Genomic DNA, 20,831 nt, shown 5'->3' on the forward strand with positions numbered 1-20,831 from the left:
TTTCATTCATTCTGAGAACTTACTCCAACACTAATCTGACATAAAAGGAGGGCCGATCCCTTTCTGGACTGGTCCCTCGCCCTTGACTAGTGACTAGAATGTTGGAGAATGGTCTGCTGGACCGTTTGTGCGACTTCTTGGTCCTTGCAAACAATTAAAAGGGTATTGGCCCCTGCGACGGTTCCAAGGATTTGATCATCCAAAATTTCATCGACTGCATTGGCTAAAATCGCCGCCTCTCCAAGCTCCGTCCGAACAACCAGTGTGAACTCTGCTCTCGAGACCACTTGTGCATATTGAGCAATCAGTCTGAAAATATCTGTTCGATCAGGTTCATCGGCTAGTTTATAATAGAGACCACCCTTCTCTTTTACTTTGATCAGACCAATTTCTCGTAGGTCTCTGGATAAGGTTGTCTGGGTCACTCCCGCCCCTCTCTGATCTAAACGGTCTTGAATTTCTTTTTGCGTCGATAACTTCTCATTTTGGATAATTTCTCGAATCAAAAGCTGACGTTCATCTTTTTTCATTTTTGCTCCACTTTTGAATAATTATACTTTGATTATACCAAAAAGTTTGAAGAAAGGCCGAATTTTGTGATAGAATAGTAACAAAAGACCAAAGGAGCTACTATGAATCATAAAGAACTTATTGCAAGTGAATTGGCAAAAGTCATTGAAGGCTTAGACCAAGAAACTATCTTAAATTTACTAGAGCAACCAAAATCTTCAGACCTCGGAGATATCGCCTTTCCTGCCTTTTCTTTGGCTAAAATCGAACGCAAAGCTCCTCAAGCGATTGCTGCTGATATTGCGGAAAAAATCGATGCCTCTCACTTTGAAAAAGTCGTTGCTACTGGTCCTTACGTAAACTTCTTCTTAGATAAATCACAAATCTCTGACCAAGTCATCAAATCTGTTATCCAAGCGGGTGCTGACTATGGACAACAAGAAGAAGGCCAAGGAGCGAACGTTACCATCGACCTTTCTAGTCCAAACATCGCAAAACCTTTCTCAGTTGGTCACTTACGTTCAACCGTTATCGGGGATGCTATTTCAAACATCTATAAAAAAATGGGCTACAATACCATTAAAATCAACCACTTGGGAGACTGGGGTAAACAGTTCGGTCTCTTGATGGTGGCTTATAAAAAATGGGGTAGCAAGGAAGCTGTCGAAGCCAATCCAATCGATGAATTGTTGAAACTCTATGTCCGCATCAATGCCGAAATCGAAAATGATCCTGCTTTGGACGAGGAAGGACGTCTCTGGTTCAAGAAATTGGAAGATGGAGATCCAGAAGCAACTGAATTGTGGCAATGGTTCCGTGACGAGAGCTTGGTAGAATTCAACCGTATCTACAAACTCCTCGGTGTTGAATTTGACAGCTTAAACGGAGAAGCTTTCTACAATGACAAGATGGATGAAGCTGTCCAAATCCTTGAAGAAAAAGGCTTATTGAAAGAGTCTAAGGGAGCTAGCATCGTTGAGTTGGATGATGTCAACCTTCCACCAGCTATGATTAAGAAATCAGACGGTGCCACTCTTTATATCACTCGTGATATCGCAACCGCAATCTACCGTGCACGGACTTACAACTTTGTGAAAAACATCTATGCTGTAGGTCAAGAACAATCCAACCACTTCCGTCAGTTGAAAGCTGTTTTGAAGAAAATGGGATTTGACTGGAGCGACGATATGATCCACGTTGACTTTGGTTTGGTCACAAAGAACCGCCAAAAATTGTCAACTCGTAAAGGAAATATCATCCTGCTCGAACCAACCCTTCAAGAAGCCATCTCTCGTGCTAAAGCGCAGATCGAAGAAAAGAACCCTGAATTGGAAAACAAGGAAGAAGTAGCACGTGCAGTCGGTGTTGGTGCCGTTAAGTTCTACGACTTGAAGACAGATCGTCGCAACGGGTATGACTTTGACCTTGAAGCCATGGTATCCTTCGAAGGGGAAACTGGACCATACGTTCAATACGCATACGCACGTATCCAATCCATCCTTCGCAAAGCCAACTTCACTCCATCTGCAGATGCAACATACAGCTTGAACGACCCTGAAAGCTGGGAAATCATCAAACTTCTCCAAGACTTTGCTCGTGTCGTGAAACGTGCTGCTGAAAACTATGACCCATCCTTGATTGCCAAATATGCCATCAACTTGGCTCAAGCCTTCAACAAGTACTATGCTCACACTCGGATCTTGGATGAAAGCCCAGAACGCGATAGCCGCCTTGCTCTTAGCTACTCAACAGCAGTTGTTTTGAAAGAAGCGCTTCGTCTATTGGGTGTCGAAGCACCTGAGAAAATGTAATATCTTCCTTACTTTTTGATAGGAAACCATCTCTTGTAGGGGTGAGAGGAATCGCTAAATAAACCTTATTTAGTTCCATCTCACTCCTTTTCTCATGCTCAATACACCTATATTTTTAGGGATTATCGCTTCCCTTTATCCATTATCTTACCCTCTGGAGAACCCTATGAATCAAACTGTTTATATTCTTATTTTAGTTAGTCTGCTCATTCTCTTTTTAATCAATAAATACGAGAGAGAAAAACTACAAAAGATTTTACAAGAGCAACTCTTAAAAGATGAAGCCTTCAAGGCAAGCATCAAGGAACAAATCCAAACGACGGAAAACATCAACGATGTCATCCACGCCATCAATAAGGACTATCGCCTCGGCCTCTTGCTTTCGAAAGAGATCACAGATCAATTAAAATAAGCCCTAAAAGAGGAGTCATACAAAATATGACCCCTCTCTCTTCAACCGCAACAAATAAGAGAGTGGGACAGAAATCGGTAATTCGTTAGAATTCGATTTCGTCGTCCCACCTCCGCACAGTTGAGTAGGGCTGTAAAAGCTGATGAAATCAGCGTGGTAGAGCCCACTCAACCACTGCGTCTTGCTCGATAATCCAAAGACAATTGAGAGGCTAGGACTTTTGTCCCAGCCTCTTTTGTTTTAAAGACGATACAAATCTTCTACAATGGCCGCTACTTTTTTGATATCCCCTAGCATTCCTCTCATCTCAAAGTCTGCTAGCATAGGGAAACCAAAGCGTTGGCTGTACTGCTTGGCCGTTAGGCAATATTGATTGTTGAAGTTGCGATTTCCTGATCCTACAACTCCCAAGCATTTAGTGGCATTGTCTCCATAGGCGATAAAGTCTGCTACATCGGTCGTTAAAATTTCCACATCTCCATTATCAACACCATTTCCTCCTTCTAGGTAGGTCGGCAAAAAGGCGATAAAAGGTGTATCAACTTCAAAGAAGGGCTTCCCTTCTTTGACTAGGTCTTTGACATGGATTTTTTCAATGACCAAGTCAGGGTACTGCTCCCATAGATAATCACTGAGACGACGAACAAAACTTTCAGTATTGCCACTTAAACTGATATAGACAAAACATACTTTCATTTTCTTCTCCAATCAGACCAGCTCCTCTTCTTTGTTCCAGACTTGAGGAGTTTTTTAATGCTATGATCTAAGCTTGAAGGTCGCTAACTGGTCTATTTTTCAATTTGTAGAGGAGGATTCCCAAGTAAACAAGGGCTACAACCACACTCAAGACAAGTGCATATAAGCTAGAAGCCTGTAACAAGGTCCGCAATTTGTCTGACGTGATCACAGACATAGAAGAACGATAAGACAAGAAATTATGCAAGCTCATTAAGACAAAGGCACCAATCTGTCCCATATAGGCATAGGTCGCCTTAACAATATCCTTTTTAGACAGGAAGAAATAGGCAACTGCAATCAAGCCCCCAATCAAAAGAGATAGCAACAACCAAGCAATCGGTCCGCGTAAGGCTACGATTAATTTCTCAAGGAAGGCTTTGTATTCTTCCCGTTCAAGAGCAGTGGTTAAGTTCAAAGAAGCTGCCATTTCATCTGTGAGCTCCACTTTAGCCAATCCAAAGAAGGACTGAGCAGTTAATAGAGTTCCCATCGCTGATAGAGCTAGCAAGACATACATATAAATTGGATTTTTCTTCATTGTATTTCCTCGTTTCTAATATCCATAGTATTTATTATAACGTGAACCTTAGGGAAGCGCAAGTTTAGATTTTCCCAGCGATCCTGTGCTAAAAAAGCTCCCTCTAAATCAGGATATGATTCAAAAGGAGCTCTTCTTTCTAAGTATATTGCTTCTAGAATGTCGAAAACAAATTAGTTCAAGTGCCAGATATCTTCGTTGTACTGAGCGATTGTACGGTCAGATGAGAAGAATCCTGCTTTGGCAATGTTAACGATGACTTTATCCAACCATGCGTCACGGTCTTCGTAGTCAGCCAACATTTGCTCTTTGACTTTGATGTAGTCTTCCAAGTCAAGAAGAGTCATGAACCAGTCTTTGTTGATCAATTCGTTGTAAAGACGTTCTAAGCGTTCTTTCTTACCAACTGCAAGAACAGCGTCGCTGACGATGAAGTCAACCAATGGTTTGATAGCTTCACGAGCGTAGAATTCGCTTGATTTGTAAGCTTCTTTTGCGTAAAGGTCGATAACAGTTTCTGAATCTTCACCGAAGATGTAGATGTTTTCGTCTCCAACCAACTCAGCGATTTCCACGTTTGCTCCGTCCATAGTACCAAGAGTCAAAGCTCCGTTCAACATGAATTTCATGTTACCAGTACCTGATGCTTCTTTAGAAGCAAGTGAGATTTGTTCTGAGATATCACATGCTGGGATGAGGAAGCTTGCTGCAGTAACGTTGTAGTTTTCAACCATTACCACTTGCAAGTGTGGTGCTACTGCTGGGTCGTTTGCGATCACTTCTGACAAGCAAAGGATCAAGTGGATGATGTCTTGAGCGATTGTGTAGGCAGGAGCTGCTTTACCACCAAAGAATACTGTGATTGGACGAGCAGGGATATTACCAGCCTTGATGTCAAGATATTTGTGGATCACATACAAAGCGTTCATTTGTTGACGTTTGTACTCGTGAAGACGTTTGATTTGGATATCAAAGATAGAGTTTGTATTGATTTCCACACCTTGGTGTTCTTTCAAGTGACGAGCCAATTTACGCTTGTTATGAGCCTTGATGCTTTCCAATTTTTCTTTGACAGCAGCCTTGTCTTCGTATGACAAGAGTTTTTCAAGCTCATCAGCTTCGTGGTGCCAATCGCGTCCAAGAATCTCATCCAAGTAGTGAGACAAGCTTGGGTTCGCATGCATGAGCCAACGACGGAAGGTGATCCCGTTTGTTTTGTTGTTGAATTTTTCTGGGTAGATGTCGTAGAATGCTTTCAACTCAGAGTTCTTCAAGATTTCAGTGTGGAGTGCTGCTACCCCGTTAACACTGTATCCGTAGTGGATATCCATGTGAGCCATGTGTACACGGTCGTTTTCATCAATGATTTGAACAGCTGGGTCTTTGTATTCTGCTTTAACACGGCTGTCCAATTCTTTGATGATTGGTACCAAGTGAGGAACCACTTCTTCCAAGAATTCAAGAGGCCATTTTTCAAGAGCTTCAGCAAGGATGGTGTGGTTGGTGTAAGCAGTCATGCTACGAACGATAGAAATTGCTTCATCAAGTTCGATACCACGTTCAGTCAAAAGACGGATCAATTCAGGGATCACCATTGATGGGTGAGTATCGTTGATTTGTACAACTGCGTAGTCAGCAAGGTCGTGCAAGTTGCTTCCTTTTTCGATCGCTTCGTCGATGATCAATTGAGCACCGTTTGAAACCATGAAGTATTGTTGGAAGATACGGAGCAATTCACCTTGACGGTCGCTATCATCTGGATACAAGAAGAGAGTCAAGTTGCGAGCAATGTCTGTCTTGTCAAAGTTGATACCATCTTTGATGATTGAAGAATCAACTGAGTCCAAGTCAAACAAACGCAAGCGGTTTTTAGTCGCTGTTTTGTAACCAGGTACATCGATATCGTAAAGAGTAGATGTCAATGTAAAGTGTGCAAATGGCACTTGGTAGCTACGACTTGAACGAACCAACCAGTTTTGGTCAGTCAACCAAGCGTTAGGAATTGTTTCTTGTTGGTTGTTTTTAAGAACTTGTTGGAAAAGACCGAAGTGGTAGTTCAAACCAACCCCGTCACCGTTCAAACCAAGTGTAGCGATTGAGTCGATAAAGCAGGCCGCCAATCGTCCCAAACCACCGTTACCAAGTGATGGTTCCAATTCTACTTCTTCGATTTCGATCAACTCTTTACCTGCATCAGCAAGTTCTTTCTTAACTTCGTCATAAAGACCAAGGTTGATCAAGTTGTTTGACAAGAGTTTACCAATCAAGAACTCAGCTGAGATGTAGTAAACTTTTTTCTTACCAGTGTTGACTGGTTTTTGGCTACTTGCAAGTTTGCTGTAGTTAAGAAGAGCAAGGTAAAGCTCCTCGTTACTACAATCTGCGATAGATTTATTGTAACGATTTTGTACAAATTCTTTTAATGGTAACATTTTTGTGTCTCCTGAAATTTTCTATTGGTTTAAATCCACCAAATTTTCATTGATTCGGCGATAAATGGTTGTCAAGTCAAGTAAGTTTTCCTCGACAGCTGGTGTCAATTGATCTGCTGTCATTCGCCATGACCAGTTTCCACCAAGGGTAGATGGGAAGTTCATCCGAGCTGAACCATCCAACTCTAGCAAGTCTTGCATAGTGGCGATAGCCATAAAGCTTACTGATGAGAAGACTGTACGAAGCATCGCATGCACGACTGTTTCATATTCCTTGCGGTTTGTATAACGTGCCATGTACTCACGAGTTGGATCGTCAATTTCATTGCGATACCAACCAAGAACAGTGTTATTGTCGTGTGTTCCTGTGTACATGACAGAGTTGTTTGGTGCCAAGTGAGGGCTGTCAATGCTTTCGTGATCTGGGTTGAAGGCAAATTGAAGGACTTTCATCCCTGGGAATCCAGTACGCTCACGAAGTTCGATGACTTCGTCAGTCATGAAACCAAGGTCTTCTGCGATGATGTTCAAGTCACCAAGTTCTTCTTTAACCGCTGCAAAGAGTTTGTAGTCAGGTCCTTTGACCCATTTACCAGGTGCTGCTGTATCAGAACCAGCAGGGATTTCCCAGTAAGACTCAAATCCACGGAAGTGGTCAATCCGAACGATATCGTAGATTTTAAAGCTTTCACGCAAGCGTTCAATCCACCATTTGTATCCATCTTGGTCCATTGCTTCCCAGTCATAGATTGGGTTCCCCCAAAGTTGACCATCCGCAGAAAACTCATCTGGAGGGCAACCTGCAATGTGAGTCGCTTTTCCGTTTTCTTCTGTTTTAAAGAGATGTGGATTTGCCCACATATCGCTTGAGTCTTCCGCTACGTAGATTGGCATATCTCCTACAATTTCGATGTGGTTATCGTTAGCGTATGCTTTCAATTTCAACCATTGTTTGAAGAAGAAATACTGTGTCACTCGATGGTAAGTCAATTTATCTTCCAATTGAGCGCGGTAGGAAGCAAGAGCTTCTGGTTGACGAGCGCGAATCGCTGCATCTGGCCACTCTGTCCATGCTTTTAATTCAAAATGTTCTTTAATGGCCATGTATTCAGCGAACAATTCCAACCAAGCTGCATTTTGCTCTGCAAATCGGCTGAAGTCATCCCAATCACCTGTTTTGAGAAAAGCTTCAACCGCTTTTTCTAGAAGAGGACGACGTTGCTCGAAGATCTTGGCATAGTCTACTTCAGTTGGATCTTGACCAAAATCAATACCTTCTACATCAGATGCATCCAAGAGCCCTTGTTCAATTAAAAGATCAAAGTCAATAAAATGGGTGTTGCCTGCAAAAGCCGAGAAGGATTGGTAAGGAGAATCACCGTAGCTTGTTGTTCCGAGAGGCAAAATTTGCCAATACCGTTGCTTGGTACGAACGAGAAAATCCACAAAATCGTAGGCTGCTTGGCCAAACGAACCGATTCCATACTTCCCAGGCAAGGATGAAATGTGCATCAAGACACCACTTTGGCGTTTTTTCATTGGGGGTACCACCTTTAGTTTAATATATTTTTGTTTTAAGAAAATAGACGAACCTTCTATACTGTTTCTGATCCACTCCAACTCTCAGAAAGAATAGAAGAAGGGCAGTCATCAGACATAGAACTGAATTTAACCTATTTATAAATGACCCTAGATCATCTTTATGCAACGTTCAAGGAAAACGTTTGCGTTATTATCCATTATAAAGTAATCCTGTGGTTTATGCAAGAGGTTTCCTAAACTTTTATGTTTTTTCTGCAGGTTAACCCTATGCCTAGTGTATCCCTTTCTCATTTTCTTGTCAACTATTTGTGTGTATAATAGAAGATAAAAAAATTTTAAAAATTTTTGCACAAATACTTGCAAACGTTTTCTCCCTGTGATATACTATTCGTGTTAAGGAAAACGTTTGTCTAAAACGTTTTCAACTAATAATCTTATTTTTATTCTTTAGGAGGAATAAATCATGAAACGCACAATTCTTCGAAGCGCTGCTGTACTTGGTACAGTCGGATTCGCATCACTTCTTTTGGTAGCTTGTGGAGGCAAAAAAGAAGATTCTTCTTCTACTACTAAAAACGAGTTGACTGTCTACGTCGATAATGGTTACAAATCTTACATGGAAGAAGCTGCGAAAGCTTTTGAAAAAGAAAGTGGTACAAAAGTAAACATCAAGACTGGTGACGCTCTTGGTGGTTTGGACAAATTGTCTCTTGACAACCAATCTGGTAAAGCTCCAGACGTTATGATGGCACCATACGACCGCGTAGGTGGTCTTGGTAACGACGGTCAATTGGCTGAAGTTAAATTGAACAAAGATAGCAAGACTGACAAAACAACTGAATCACTTGTAACAAACGGTGGTAAAGTGTATGGAGCACCAGCAGTTATCGAAACATTGGTTCTTTACTACAACAAAGACCTCCTACAAGAAGCTCCAAAAACATTTGGTGAACTTGAAGAATTAGCAAAAGACAGCAAGTATAACTTCGCTGGTGAAGAAGGTAAAAACACTGCCTTCCTTGCTGACTGGACAAACTTCTACTATGCATACGGACTCCTTTCAGGTAACGGTGGATATGTCTTCGGTAAAGATGGTACTGATCCAAAAGACGTAGGTTTGAACAACCAAGGTGCCATCGACGGTATCGAATACGCGAAAACTTGGTACGCTAAATGGCCTAAAGGATTGCAAGACACTAAAGGTGCTGCAAACTTCATCCAAACTCAATTCCAAGAAGGTAAGACAGCTGCCATCATCGATGGACCATGGAAAGCATCTTCATTGAAAGAAGCTAAAGTAAACTACGGTGTAGCAACTATCCCTACCCTTCCAAACGGAAAAGCATATTCTGCCTTCGGTGGTGGTAAAGCTTGGGTTATCCCTGCAGGTGCTAACAACCCTGAAGCAGCTCAAAAATTTGTTGACTTCTTGACTACAACTGATCAACAAAAAGCCTTCTACGATAAGACTAACGAAGTGCCAGCTAACACAGAAGCTCGTGAATACGCTGTTGGTAAAAACGATGAGTTGACAACTGCCGTTGTTAAACAGTTTGAAAATGCACAACCAATGCCAAACATCTCTGAAATGAGTACTGTTTGGGATCCAGCTGCAACTATGCTCTTCGACGCTGTAAGTGGTAAGAAATCTGCTAAAGATGCTGCTGACGATGCTGTTAAATTGATCAAAGAAACTATCGAACAAAAATTCGGTGGCAAGTAAAACAGTTCCCAAGGGGCTGGGAATCTTTCCCAGCCTTTCGCTGTGATGTGGCCTCTGACCGCTCACATATAAGGAGTCGATATGGAAACACAACAAAATCCAAAAAAGGCAATGTGGTTATCCCTCATTCCTGGCTTGGGACAAATCTATAACAAACAGAAAGCAAAAGGATACATCTTTCTCGGTGTAACGCTTGTCTTTCTCGCTTACTTTTTCGGGCTTGGTTTGGGGGAATTGTCCAAACTCATCACCCTCGGTACCGTCCGTGGACAAGATAACTCTCTTTTTATCTTAATCCGTGGTGCCTTCCACTTAATTATCACAGTCGTTTATTTGATGTTCTACGCTCTGAATATCAAAGATGCGGGTACTGTAGCCAAGCGGATTAATAATGGCATTCGAGTACCGATGACCCTAAAAGAGATGGTCAATGCTATCTATGAAAATGGCTTCCCCTATCTTTTGATCATCCCTTCTTATATTGCCATGACCTTTGCAATCATCTTCCCCGTTTTGGTTACCTTGATGATTGCCTTTACTAACTACGACTTTAAGCATACAGCTCGCTTTACGCTACTTGATTGGATCGGACTTCAAAACTTCACCAACATGTGGACTTTGAGTACCTTCCGTTCTGCCTTTACATCTGTATTGGGCTGGACCTTGATCTGGGCCTTGGCAGCTTCAACACTTCAAATCGTTCTTGGTATCTTGACAGCCATTATTTCTAACCAACCATTCATTAAAGGAAAACGCATCTTTGGTGTCATCTTCCTTCTTCCATGGGCGGTTCCTGCCTTCATCACTATCTTGACCTTCTCAAACATGTTCAACGATAGTATCGGGGCAATCAATGCGCAAGTCATCCCTCTCTTTGCAAAGATTTTCCCATTCTTAGATGGGGTTCTCATTCCTTGGAAAACGGACCCTACCTGGACAAAAATTGCTTTGATTATGATGCAAGGTTGGCTCGGCTTCCCTTACATTTACGTCTTGACACTGGGAATCTTGCAATCTATTCCAAACGATCTTTATGAAGCAGCCTATATCGATGGGGCAAACGCTTGGCAAAAATTCCGCAACATTACCTTCCCAATGATTTTGGCTGTTGCGGCACCAACGCTCATTAGCCAATACACCTTCAACTTTAACAACTTCTCCATTATCTACCTCTTTAACGATGGTGGACCTGGATCTGTTGGAGGAAATGCTGGTTCGACAGATATCTTGATTTCTTGGATCTATAAATTGACAACGAACTCATCACCTCAATACTCAATGGCTGCTGCGGTTACGTTGATTATCTCTCTGATTGTGATCTCTATCTCGATGATTGCTTTCAAGAAACTGCACGCATTTGATATGGAGGATGTGTAAAATGAAAAACTCAGTTCAATTTAAACGCCGCCTTAATCATTTCTTGACTTACCTCTACTTGGTTGTCCTATCCATCGTCATCATCTATCCCTTGTTGATTACGGTTCTTTCAGCCTTCAAAACTGGTAACGTCAGTGCCTTTACGCTTGATTTCAGTGGCAGTCTCAGCTTTGATAACTTCCAAAAGCTCTTTACGGATACCCTCTATGGCACTTGGTATCTCAATACCTTGATTATCGCCATTATTACCATGGTTGCTCAAACATCCATCATTACTCTAGCAGGGTACGCCTACAGCCGTTACAACTTCTTGGCTCGTAAGCAAAGTTTGGTCTTCTTCTTGATTATCCAAATGGTGCCTACCATGGCTGCTTTGACTGCCTTCTTCGTTATGGCCTTGATGTTGAACGCCTTGAACCACAGTTGGTTCCTGATCTTCCTCTATGTCGGTGGAGGAATTCCAATGAATGCTTGGTTGATGAAGGGTTACTTCGATACAGTCCCAATTTCACTTGATGAATCTGCAAAATTAGATGGTGCTGGACACTTCCGTCGCTTCTGGCAAATCGTCCTTCCATTGGTTCGTCCAATGATTGCGGTCCAAGCACTTTGGGCCTTCATGGGACCTTTTGGAGACTACATCTTGTCTAAATTCTTGCTTCGTGACGAAATCAACTACACGGTAGCGGTTGGTCTTCAAACCTTTATCAGTGACCAAAAAAATCAAAAGATTGCCTTCTTTGCGGCAGGTGCGATTCTGATTGCAGTCCCAATCTGTGTGCTCTTCTTCTTCCTCCAAAAGAACTTTGTTTCAGGCTTGACAGCTGGTGGGGATAAAGGATAAAATAAGGTTTTCTATCAGAAGTTTGTCACCTTCCTTGGATAGGTACAACTTCCATCAATGAAGAAAAGGAGGAGAATTCCTCTCCTACTTTTCTCCCAGTCACATAAATTTTATCTTTAAGGAAAGGATGGGAGTGGGACAAGGATAGCAAGTTGATTGATTTGCTACCGGTCTCTCTCCCATCTTTGGTTAAGGATAAAATCTTGCTATGCTCTCCACATTTCGGAGATTAGAAAGGTCAATTCATGCCCTATCCATTTAATTATTTTTCCAGCCTTTTTCAGGTAAGAAAAGCCTTTGCGAACCGTAAACAACTCAATTGGTTCCAAATGATTTTCACCTCACTCTTTCTTCTATCCTTGACACTCATTCCTGTCGCCGTTCAAAATGCGGAACTCCAGACCTACCCTTTAACTACCTTCGTTAGCGATGTCTTTGATCCCTTAACGGAGGATGTTATGAAGGACTTGAAAGAAAGTGTCCGTATTGAAGAGCATGAACTAGTCTATAACAGTCATTTTGGAGTTCACAAGAACAAAGCTGGCCATGTTATCATCGGTCATCACGAAGGGACTTCGTTAGGTGAAAAATTAACCCTCTATTTCGATAAGACCCAACTAGTGATTAGCAGAGAAAACAAAGAACTTGCAAGTATTCCTTATCAGGCAATCAATCAAAAGAGTCTCGAAAATAAAGATGCTTTAAGCCAAGCCATTTCCAAAGATTGGTTCCAAGCCAATCGATTGGCAGTTAGCCTCTTCCTCGTCCTCTTCTCAGGTTTCTTATCTGCTGTGAATTTTGCAATTTTAGTATTTGGAGCTTCCTTCTTCCTCTTCTTGACACGGAAGTCACGTCTCTTCTCTCTCAAGACCTTCAAAGAATGCTTCAACTTCACTCTCAACTGTCTTGGATTGCCTATTCTTGCCAGCGTCCTGGTCAGTTTATTGTTCCACCAAGTCTTCACCACAACCATCTTGATCCAAAATATCCTATTTGTCTTGTTCCTAGCGCTTGCCTTCTATAAGACTCATTTCCGGGATCCAGATTACAAACCTTAGGGAGGTCCTTTATGCGTGTCACCATCAAAGATGTCGCCAAACTAGCTGGCGTTGCACCATCTACCGTTACACGAGTGATTCAAAATAAATCTACCATCAGTGAAGCCACTAAAAAGCGGGTTCGTTCTGCCATGAAAGAACTGGATTACCATCCAAACCTAAATGCTCGTAGCTTAGTGAGCCAGTCCAGTCAGGTGATTGCCCTTGTCTTGCCCGATGAAAGTGATGTGTTCTTCCAAAACCCCTTCTTCCCTACGGTCCTCCGTGGGATTAGCCAGGTCGCCTCTGATCATGGCTATGCGATTCAGATTTGTACAGGGGCTAATGAACCCCACCGCCTCGCTCAACTCAAACAAATGATTTATGGTAAGCGGGTAGATGGACTCATCTTCCTCTATTCCAAATTGAATGATCCTCTGGTTGACTTCTGTATTGAAGATAAATTTCCTTTCTTGATTTTAGGGAAAGCAACTTCCCCTTTTGTATCATTAGTCGATAACGACAATGTTAAAGCAGCCTTTGATGCGACCGAATATTTTATCAACAAGGGATACCAACATATCGCTTTCCTTGGAGGAAATAAGGAATTGGCTGTTTCTCAAGACCGCTACAAGGGTTATCAAGAAGCTCTGGCCAGTCATCAAATCCCTCTTCGTGAGGAATTGGTTAAGTTCTCCTTTGGTTTCTTGCTCGAAGAAAATTCATACCAAATCATGGATACCCTGCCTTTTGAAGAACTCGAAGCTCTCATGACAACGGATATTCTCGTTGCCGAAGGGGTCCGGCGATACCTGAGCGACAAACAAGTCGATCTTCCGATTATTTCCTTCGACTCCATTAAACCACGGATTCCAATTGACGCCTATATTGATATCAATACGGTTGAATTAGGACGTGAATCTGTTAGAACCTTACTCCAAATTATTAAGGACAACAAGGAAAACAAAACTGTTTGCTACAGACAGCTTATTGAACATTCGATTATTGAACTTTAGGAGAACCTATGACAACTCATTTTTCAGCTTATTTAGATGACCAAGACTTGATTCGCGTGGAAGGAGGAGAGAGCGTAATGGCCTCTCTTCCTTTTACATTGACGTCTGGTTCAAAAACGATTGAACTCCTGCCGACAGAGGAAGAAAAAACTCTTCGAAGCCCCCTTCCCATCGACATGAGTCAAAGCTATACTCTTTCAAATGGTAAAGGAGAGTCCTGCCTCCTCCACTTCCGGGATATCGTCCGTCAACCCATCTTTGATCAGCTTTATGCTTATGATGGAGAGGATTTAGGAGCTCATTACTCAAAAGAAAAAACGACCTTTGCCTTCTGGGCTCCTATCTCTCAAAAGGTTGAGCTCTTGATCAACCAAACTGCCTACCCGATGGAGCGAACAGAAAAAGGAGTTTGGCGTCTAGTACTCGAGGGAGATTGGGAAAAAGCCTCTTATTACTACCAGCATCAGGTCAATGGTGTAACCCATATCGTTCATGACCCTTATGCCCTTTCTTCTGAAGCCAATTCAGGAGCTAGCTATGTCATCGACCGCCACAAGATTGAGCGCCCCATTCAGCGTGCAACGACACAACTGGATCCGACTCAGGCCATTATTTATGAACTGAGTGTCCGGGACTTCTCCATGCAAAAAGAAGCAGGATTCCAACACCCTGGGACCTTCCCAGCCTTGTTAGAATCTCCTAAACATGGAAACCAGACCTTTGGCTTTGACTATTTGAAATCCTTTGGCATTACTCATGTTCAGCTCATGCCCCTCTATGATTTTGGAAGCGTGGATGAAACCAACCCTGTCGCTGGCTACAATTGGGGCTATGACCCTGTCCAATACAACGTCCCTGAAGGAAGTTTTAGCACCCAGCCAAATGATCCTTACCAACGGATCCTTGAGCTACAACAAGTGATTGATGCATACCATAAGGCAGACCTCAGCCTCATCATGGACGTCGTCTATAACCACGTTTACCTCTCTGATGATTTTGCTTTTGAGCAAATTGTCCCAGGCTACTTTTATCGCTATGACCAAGACCGCCAACGAACCAACGGAACCTTCTGTGGCAACGACGTAGCGAGCGAGAGAGCTATGGTTCGCAACTATATCAAACAATCTGTCAAACAATGGGTTCAACTCTACGGATTTGATGGCTTCCGCTTTGACCTGATGGGCATTCTTGATCGCCAAACCATGGTGGAAATTCAAGAAGAATTAAGCGCTATTTACCCCAACATTTACCTTTATGGGGAAGGGTGGAAGATGGATACCGGACTGGATCCTGAACTCCTGGCTCATCAATACAATGCCAGTCACCTTCGTCCTTATGGCTTTTTCAGTGACAACTTCCGAGATACCGTTAAACGAAGCATCTTGAAAGAAGGACGTGTAGAAAGTCGCTATCAGGCCAATGATCTTGCCAATATTTTGACTGGCAATGTCGGGCTCAAAGGAGCAGCCCACTTTGTGCGTCCTCAACAGGCGATTAACTATGTGGAATGCCACGATAACGCAACCTTCTTTGACTATCTCAAGGTTGAAGATCCAAACATTTCAGAGGAGAAGCGACAGGCTAAAGCCCGTCTCGGCTTGCACCTCGTCCTCTTGTCTCAAGGCGTTCCCTTCCTACATGCTGGCCAAGAGTTCTATCGCAGCAAAGGCTTAGAAGAAAATACTTACAATCTTCCAGATGCTCTAAATCAACTAGACTGGCTTTCTTCTACAGCCTATGAAAGAGATATTCAGTTCCTTCGTGAATTGATTGCCTATCGTAAAGAGGAAGACCTCCTCCACCTAGAGAAGGCTCAAGACATTCGAGACTACTGTCAAGTCACCTGGACTTCGGAAAATACTTTCTCTTACAGCATCGAAAAAGATGGACGCAAACTTCTTATCTTGGTCAACCTGGGGGATCAAGAGTGGACTTATTCACTCAAACAGCCTGCTAGATTAGCAATTGCTCACCCCCATGTTTATACTAGAGAGCAACAAATTTCTCAAAGAGAATTCACCATTCCAGCCTATAGTTGGATTTTGGTAGTACAAGCATAAAAAAATTCCTGCAAGCCTATCTTGCAGGAATTTTTTAATCCTCCACTTCGACAAAACGTCCAATAATATGAACATTTTCTGATATGGTAATAAAAGCTTCAGGATCCTCTTTTTTCATTAAAAATTTAAACTCATTAAACTCTGCTCTGGTAATAACGGTGAGCAAGACCGCTTTTTCCTGATGATTATAAGTCCCTTCCGCATTGTGGATAATGGTTGCTCCACGATGCAAACGCTTATGAATTTTCTCAATTATCTTATCCGGTTGGCTAGTGACAATCATAGCCTGCATCCGCTTCTGCTTGGTAAAGACTGCATCTGTCACTCGACTGGACACAAAAATGGTAATCATCGAATAGAGGGCATATTTCCAACCAAAGGTCATCCCTGCTATCAACATGATGGTCCCATTGACGATGAGAGAAATTTTTCCGACGTTCTTGCCCGTTCGCTTTCGAATGGTCAAGCTAACAATATCGGTTCCCCCACTGGAGATATTGTTGCGAAGCGCAAATCCAATCCCTGTCCCCATTACAACTCCCCCAAAGAGAGCATTCATAATAGGATCATTGGTCAGGGTAACCACTGGCATAAATTGGATAAAGAAGGAACTCATAGACACCGTAATAAAGGTGAAAATAGTAAACTTATGACCAATTTGATACCAAGCGATGATCATTAATGGCAGATTGATGGCATAGAATGACAAAGAGACCGGAATGGTAAAGCCTAAAAATCGATCACTAAGGGCGGATATAATCTGGGCCAATCCTGTCGCACCACTGGAATACACACGTCCCGGCTGGAAAAAGAAGTTCACAGCAACGGCAGATAGGAAGCCATAGACCAAAGAAGCCGAAATCTTTTCATCGTACTTCTCTCGGGAAATACTTTTTAAGACCCGTAGTAATTTAAAGTTATAGGCCAATCTTCGTATATAATAACGCAAGATCTTGCCTAAGCGAGTTTTTTTCATGATTATCTCTCAATTTATAAATAAAGGGAAAATCCCACAAGTTGCTTATGGTAATTTTCCGCTTTTACTTTTCTTATTCCTCAGTTTTTACTTCTACTTGTAGACTCAACTCTTCCAGTTGTTTGGTAGCTACTGTAGAAGGGGCTTGGGTCATTGGATCCGTTGCCTTATTGTTCTTAGGAAAGGCAATCACTTCACGGATATTCTCCTCACCAGCTAACAGCATGACAAAACGGTCCAAACCAAGAGCTAATCCACCATGTGGAGGGAAACCATAATCCATGGCTTCTAGCAAGAAACCAAATTGCTCTGTCGCATCTTCTTTTGAGAAACCGAGAGCGGTAAACATCCGTTCTTGCAATTCTTTTTGGTTGATCCGAAGACTACCACCACCAAGCTCGTAACCATTGAGCACAATATCATAGGCAATGGCCCGTACCTTGGCAAGATCACCCTCTAATTCATGAGCTGTATCTGCTTGCGGAAGTGTAAATGGATGGTGGGCACTCATGTAACGACCTTCTTCTTCAGACCACTCAAACATTGGCCAATCGACCACCCATAGGAAGTTGAATTGACTATTGTCAATGAGGTCCAATTCCTTGGCAATTCTGCAACGAAGGGCACCTAGAGTTGCATTGGCCACTTCTAGTGTATCAGCTACAAAGAGAACCAAATCCTTTTCTTCCAACTGTAAAGCACTTGTCAACTCTGTTGTCACACCTGTCAAGAACTTAGCTACTGGCCCATTTAAAGCACCATCAACTACCTTGACCCACGCTAGACCTTTTGCCCCATATTGCTTGGCTACTTCAGTCATCTTATCGATATCTTTACGAGAGTAGTTGTCTGCTGCGCCTTTAACAACGATGGCTTTAACGGCAGGTGCTTCTGAGAAGACCTTGAAGTCTACACCCTTTACAACTTCTGTCAAGTCTGTCAAGAGCATCTCAAAACGAGTATCTGGTTTGTCAGAACCATAAAGAGCCATAGCATCGTCGTACTTCATCCGTGGGAAAGGAAGTGTCACTTCGATTCCCTTAGTTTCTTTCATAACACGTGCGATTAAACCTTCCGTAATATCTTGAATTTCTTGCTCTGTCAGGAAGGAAGTTTCTAAATCGACCTGTGTAAACTCCGGTTGACGGTCGCCACGTAAATCTTCATCACGGAAACATTTGACGATTTGATAATAGCGGTCAAAGCCAGCATTCATCAACAATTGTTTGGTAATTTGAGGGCTTTGAGGTAAGGCATAAAAGTGACCCTTGTTGACGCGAGATGGTACGAGGTAGTCACGCGCCCCTTCTGGAGTTGATTTAGAAAGGAATGGTGTTTCCACATCAATAAATTCCAACTCATCCAAATAATTACGGATAGAATGGGTTACCTTGGCACGCAATTTTAAGTTTTCCAACATTTCTGGACGACGCAAGTCCAAATATCGATAGCGTAGACGAGTATCATCGTTTGCTTCAATGCCGTCCTTGATCTCAAATGGCGTGGTTTTTGCAGTATTGAGGACAGTCAAGGAAGACACATGCATTTCAACCTGACCTGTTGCAATTTTATCATTCGCTTGCTGTCTGGCAGCAACTTGACCTGTCACTTCGATCACATATTCGCTACGAAGACTCTCGGCCGTTGCCATGACTTCCGAACGAACAGTTTCCGGATTGATGACCAATTGCATAATCCCTTCACGGTCCCGCAAATCAATAAAGATCAAGCCACCCAAATCACGGCGTCGACTCACCCATCCTTTGAGGGTTAGTTCTTGTCCAATGTGTTCCTCGCGAACACGCCCAGCATACATGGAACGTTTCATTGTATTTTTACTCTCCAAACTAATATTCTTCCTTCTATTTTACCATAAAGCCTGTTAGATAAGTGCTTTCCCAGAGATTTTTCCAGAAAAAACAATTTTTTTATTCAGCTTCTTTCTTGGTAGGAGCTTTCTCTTGTTTTACCTCTTCATCGTATAACGTTGGGGCCAACATTTTCATCAGACTAGCTGTTCCAAAACGCATGACAGCTGCCAAGACTCCAAATATTGGGGCCAAGCTACGGAAAAAGAAATCTCCTCTGACTAATTGGGTGATGAGGCCCGTAATGAGAAAGATCACTATTCCTTGAAGAATCGCATAAAAGGCTATTTTCTTCATTGTTTTCATCTTGTACCAGTTCCTCTCTTTGTATTAGACAGACTTATCCACAAGTTTGTGGATAAGTCTGTGAATATGGGGATAAGTTCATTCAAAACCATAGGAAAAAAGGTTGAGACCGGGTATTCTCAACCTCTTCGCATCTTACTTAAATTGATCCGGCTGACCTTTATAGTTAGCCCAGTCCTGACTTAAGAAACGATTGTTAATCTTGTATTCAGGGGCAGGTTGAGGGTTGGAGACAAAAGGATCAACTGCTTTATCAAATGCCAACCATCCATTCCAGCCCATATGAATGGTATCTTGCATAAAGTAGGGTTTATCACCATCTTTAGAAAAATCAGCAATATGGGTAAAGCCTTGACTTTCTAATTGGTAACGGATTTTTTCAACTGTCCGTTGATACATTTCTTTACTCAAACCTGTATAGGCCATCCATTTAGAGTTAACTGGAGGGATGACAAATATCACATTGGTTTTCGATTGAGCAAACTGATCCAAGACCAGTTGTAAATCATTGTATTCTGGAGATTGCTCATAGGATTCATTCTTTTGGAATCCTTTGAGTTTCTTTAACTTACTTGCAAGTCGATGGTTGTAAAAGCTATTACTAATGCCTAGTTTGTTATTATTGGTTTTCTTTTTGGCTTCCGCAGTCGCTACCTCTTCCAAAGCTTCGTAAGAAAATGTATCTGGCAAGTCATTTAAGCGAGAGAGAACTTTCTTCTCATAGTTGCTATTGTTCATTGCCGTAAAGGTGCTAAAGAAGGCATCCTCCCGACGAACAAAGCGCATGAGGGTCTGATTGAGACCTTTTTCAAAACCAGATAGGTTTTGACCTTTCGCTAGCTTCTGAACTTCTCCCTGCATAGCAACATTAGGATACTGTTGCAAAAGACGAGACGCCGCATACTGGCTTGCTGGGCCAGCTTCTTGGTTGGCCAAAAAGCTAGTTAATTGATCGCTGTTAAAGTATTGCTGAAAGGCCGACGAATCATAGCCATCCTTCGTAAACCACTGGGGCGATACCACATAGACAGCGGTTTTTCCTTCTAGTTGAGGAAGAATTTGCTGCATCCCAAAATATTGGTTCAAGGACGCTGCTCCTCGTTGCCCTAGAAAATACGGGCGATAAGAACGATCATACTTCTCAGCTAGTACTGCTGGGTGGACGATATCAAACCGCAACCATTCGCTGGAACCAAAGAAGGGTACAAAACGATAGTTGGGATCCCCGAGCGCTTCTTCTTTACGGGCACGTCTTTTAAAGCCTTCTGCTGTCAAGCTCACTGCGGCCTTTTTCTCCTCTGTCAGATTATGTTTATGGTTAATCGGATAGAAAAAGAGAAGAGTGGCGACAAGAGCCATGGCACAAAAGACCGGACCCAGAATCAGCCACAATCGTTTAAGCATTCTGAAGCTCCATGACACCTTCTACGATTTTGTTGGCTGTGTTCCAGTCATCACGACCAAATTCAGATACTGGAACCCGAATATCGAAGCGGTTTTCCAATTCAACAATCAACTCAACGGTTCCCATGCTATCAAGAACACCCGCATCAAAGAGATCCTCATCCATCATATCTGAGACATCTTCCATAAACAATTCATCAATAATTTCAATTACTTGTGATTTTACATCCATTTTTC

The 20,831-nt window shown here is 42.4% G+C and carries 18 protein-coding genes; 8 read left to right on the plus strand and 10 right to left on the minus strand.

Annotated features, from left to right (window positions below):
- Nucleotides 1-86: 86 nt before the first annotated feature.
- On the minus strand, nt 87-530 hold the full coding sequence (gene argR / locus DW738_RS07510) for an arginine repressor (protein WP_023024723.1): 444 nt from the start codon (nt 528-530) through the stop codon (nt 87-89).
- 102 nt (nt 531-632) lie between these two features.
- On the opposite strand from argR, the gene argS reads away from it, so the two are divergent.
- Nucleotides 633-2,321, plus strand: coding sequence for an arginine--tRNA ligase (gene argS, locus DW738_RS07515; RefSeq protein WP_123160720.1), 1,689 nt, complete (start codon nt 633-635; stop codon nt 2,319-2,321).
- 166 nt (nt 2,322-2,487) lie between these two features.
- Nucleotides 2,488-2,733, plus strand: a complete 246-nt coding sequence (locus tag DW738_RS07520; RefSeq protein WP_006596982.1) for a hypothetical protein — start codon at nt 2,488-2,490, stop codon at nt 2,731-2,733.
- Between the two features lie 240 nt (nt 2,734-2,973).
- On the opposite strand, the gene nrdI is transcribed toward DW738_RS07520, so the two are convergent.
- From nrdI to malQ, 4 genes are all read right to left on the minus strand, one after another.
- Entirely contained in the window at nt 2,974-3,441 is a 468-nt protein-coding gene (nrdI, locus tag DW738_RS07530; protein WP_123160721.1) for a class Ib ribonucleoside-diphosphate reductase assembly flavoprotein NrdI, read from the minus strand.
- A 55-nt stretch (nt 3,442-3,496) separates the two neighbouring features.
- Entirely contained in the window at nt 3,497-4,009 is a 513-nt protein-coding gene (locus DW738_RS07535) for an ABC transporter permease (protein ID WP_123160722.1), read from the minus strand.
- 173 nt (nt 4,010-4,182) lie between these two features.
- A complete protein-coding gene (gene glgP, locus DW738_RS07540) occupies nt 4,183-6,441 on the minus strand; it encodes a glycogen/starch/alpha-glucan family phosphorylase (protein ID WP_123160723.1) in 2,259 nt (752 codons plus the stop codon).
- 21 nt (nt 6,442-6,462) lie between these two features.
- On the minus strand, nt 6,463-7,980 hold the full coding sequence (malQ, locus tag DW738_RS07545) for a 4-alpha-glucanotransferase (RefSeq protein ID WP_123160724.1): 1,518 nt from the start codon (nt 7,978-7,980) through the stop codon (nt 6,463-6,465).
- A 466-nt stretch (nt 7,981-8,446) separates the two neighbouring features.
- Here malQ and DW738_RS07555 point away from each other — a divergent pair, with 466 nt between their 5' ends.
- The 6 genes from DW738_RS07555 (at nt 8,447) to pulA (ending at nt 16,040) form a co-directional block, all read left to right on the plus strand.
- Nucleotides 8,447-9,706, plus strand: coding sequence for an extracellular solute-binding protein (locus DW738_RS07555; RefSeq protein ID WP_023027396.1), 1,260 nt, complete (start codon nt 8,447-8,449; stop codon nt 9,704-9,706).
- Nucleotides 9,707-9,787: 81 nt separating this feature from the next.
- A complete protein-coding gene (locus DW738_RS07560; protein ID WP_023027397.1) occupies nt 9,788-11,083 on the plus strand; it encodes a sugar ABC transporter permease in 1,296 nt (431 codons plus the stop codon).
- A gap of 1 nt (nt 11,084) precedes the next feature.
- On the plus strand, nt 11,085-11,927 hold the full coding sequence (locus DW738_RS07565; protein WP_023024736.1) for a sugar ABC transporter permease: 843 nt from the start codon (nt 11,085-11,087) through the stop codon (nt 11,925-11,927).
- Between the two features lie 245 nt (nt 11,928-12,172).
- Nucleotides 12,173-12,985 carry a DUF1189 domain-containing protein gene (locus DW738_RS07570; protein WP_123160725.1) on the plus strand — a complete coding sequence of 271 codons (813 nt, stop codon included), beginning with the start codon at nt 12,173-12,175 and terminating at the stop codon, nt 12,983-12,985.
- Between the two features lie 11 nt (nt 12,986-12,996).
- Nucleotides 12,997-13,980, plus strand: a complete 984-nt coding sequence (locus DW738_RS07575; RefSeq protein ID WP_120701465.1) for a LacI family DNA-binding transcriptional regulator — start codon at nt 12,997-12,999, stop codon at nt 13,978-13,980.
- An 8-nt stretch (nt 13,981-13,988) separates the two neighbouring features.
- Nucleotides 13,989-16,040 (plus strand): type I pullulanase, encoded by a 2,052-nt coding sequence (pulA, locus tag DW738_RS07580; RefSeq protein ID WP_123160726.1) that lies wholly within the window; start codon nt 13,989-13,991, stop codon nt 16,038-16,040.
- Nucleotides 16,041-16,074: 34 nt separating this feature from the next.
- On the opposite strand, the gene DW738_RS07585 is transcribed toward pulA, so the two are convergent.
- The 5 genes from DW738_RS07585 to dltC form a co-directional block, all read right to left on the minus strand.
- Nucleotides 16,075-17,016, minus strand: a complete 942-nt coding sequence (locus tag DW738_RS07585; protein ID WP_023024741.1) for a YitT family protein — start codon at nt 17,014-17,016, stop codon at nt 16,075-16,077.
- Between the two features lie 73 nt (nt 17,017-17,089).
- Complete coding sequence (gene aspS / locus DW738_RS07590) at nt 17,090-18,844, minus strand: aspartate--tRNA ligase (protein ID WP_117744838.1); 1,755 nt, start codon at nt 18,842-18,844, stop codon at nt 17,090-17,092.
- Nucleotides 18,845-18,944: 100 nt separating this feature from the next.
- A complete protein-coding gene (locus tag DW738_RS07595) occupies nt 18,945-19,181 on the minus strand; it encodes a hypothetical protein (RefSeq protein ID WP_181971094.1) in 237 nt (78 codons plus the stop codon).
- 144 nt (nt 19,182-19,325) lie between these two features.
- Nucleotides 19,326-20,594, minus strand: coding sequence for a D-alanyl-lipoteichoic acid biosynthesis protein DltD (gene dltD, locus DW738_RS07600; RefSeq protein WP_123160727.1), 1,269 nt, complete (start codon nt 20,592-20,594; stop codon nt 19,326-19,328).
- Nucleotides 20,587-20,826 carry a D-alanine--poly(phosphoribitol) ligase subunit DltC gene (gene dltC, locus DW738_RS07605; RefSeq protein WP_006595371.1) on the minus strand — a complete coding sequence of 80 codons (240 nt, stop codon included), beginning with the start codon at nt 20,824-20,826 and terminating at the stop codon, nt 20,587-20,589. Before dltC ends, dltD begins: the two co-directional genes overlap by 8 nt.
- Nucleotides 20,827-20,831 lie beyond the last annotated feature (5 nt).

The organism is Streptococcus sp. AM28-20, from assembly GCF_003603595.1.
Taxonomy (GTDB): Bacteria; Bacillota; Bacilli; order Lactobacillales; family Streptococcaceae; genus Streptococcus; species Streptococcus ilei.

What these genes read in the sequence shown, in the direction of transcription:
- argR (WP_023024723.1), bottom strand. Translation starts at nt 530, where the DNA reads ATGAAAAAAGATGAACGTCAGCTTTTGATTCGAGAAATTATCCAAAAT.
- argS (WP_123160720.1), top strand. Translation starts at nt 633, where the DNA reads ATGAATCATAAAGAACTTATTGCAAGTGAATTGGCAAAAGTCATTGAA.
- DW738_RS07520 (WP_006596982.1), top strand. Translation starts at nt 2,488, where the DNA reads ATGAATCAAACTGTTTATATTCTTATTTTAGTTAGTCTGCTCATTCTC.
- DW738_RS07535 (WP_123160722.1), bottom strand. Translation starts at nt 4,009, where the DNA reads ATGAAGAAAAATCCAATTTATATGTATGTCTTGCTAGCTCTATCAGCG.
- glgP (WP_123160723.1), bottom strand. Translation starts at nt 6,441, where the DNA reads ATGTTACCATTAAAAGAATTTGTACAAAATCGTTACAATAAATCTATC.
- malQ (WP_123160724.1), bottom strand. Translation starts at nt 7,980, where the DNA reads ATGAAAAAACGCCAAAGTGGTGTCTTGATGCACATTTCATCCTTGCCT.
- DW738_RS07555 (WP_023027396.1), top strand. Translation starts at nt 8,447, where the DNA reads ATGAAACGCACAATTCTTCGAAGCGCTGCTGTACTTGGTACAGTCGGA.
- DW738_RS07560 (WP_023027397.1), top strand. Translation starts at nt 9,788, where the DNA reads ATGGAAACACAACAAAATCCAAAAAAGGCAATGTGGTTATCCCTCATT.
- DW738_RS07565 (WP_023024736.1), top strand. Translation starts at nt 11,085, where the DNA reads ATGAAAAACTCAGTTCAATTTAAACGCCGCCTTAATCATTTCTTGACT.
- DW738_RS07570 (WP_123160725.1), top strand. Translation starts at nt 12,173, where the DNA reads ATGCCCTATCCATTTAATTATTTTTCCAGCCTTTTTCAGGTAAGAAAA.
- DW738_RS07575 (WP_120701465.1), top strand. Translation starts at nt 12,997, where the DNA reads ATGCGTGTCACCATCAAAGATGTCGCCAAACTAGCTGGCGTTGCACCA.
- pulA (WP_123160726.1), top strand. Translation starts at nt 13,989, where the DNA reads ATGACAACTCATTTTTCAGCTTATTTAGATGACCAAGACTTGATTCGC.
- DW738_RS07585 (WP_023024741.1), bottom strand. Translation starts at nt 17,016, where the DNA reads ATGAAAAAAACTCGCTTAGGCAAGATCTTGCGTTATTATATACGAAGA.
- aspS (WP_117744838.1), bottom strand. Translation starts at nt 18,844, where the DNA reads ATGAAACGTTCCATGTATGCTGGGCGTGTTCGCGAGGAACACATTGGA.
- DW738_RS07595 (WP_181971094.1), bottom strand. Translation starts at nt 19,181, where the DNA reads ATGAAGAAAATAGCCTTTTATGCGATTCTTCAAGGAATAGTGATCTTT.
- dltD (WP_123160727.1), bottom strand. Translation starts at nt 20,594, where the DNA reads ATGCTTAAACGATTGTGGCTGATTCTGGGTCCGGTCTTTTGTGCCATG.
- dltC (WP_006595371.1), bottom strand. Translation starts at nt 20,826, where the DNA reads ATGGATGTAAAATCACAAGTAATTGAAATTATTGATGAATTGTTTATG.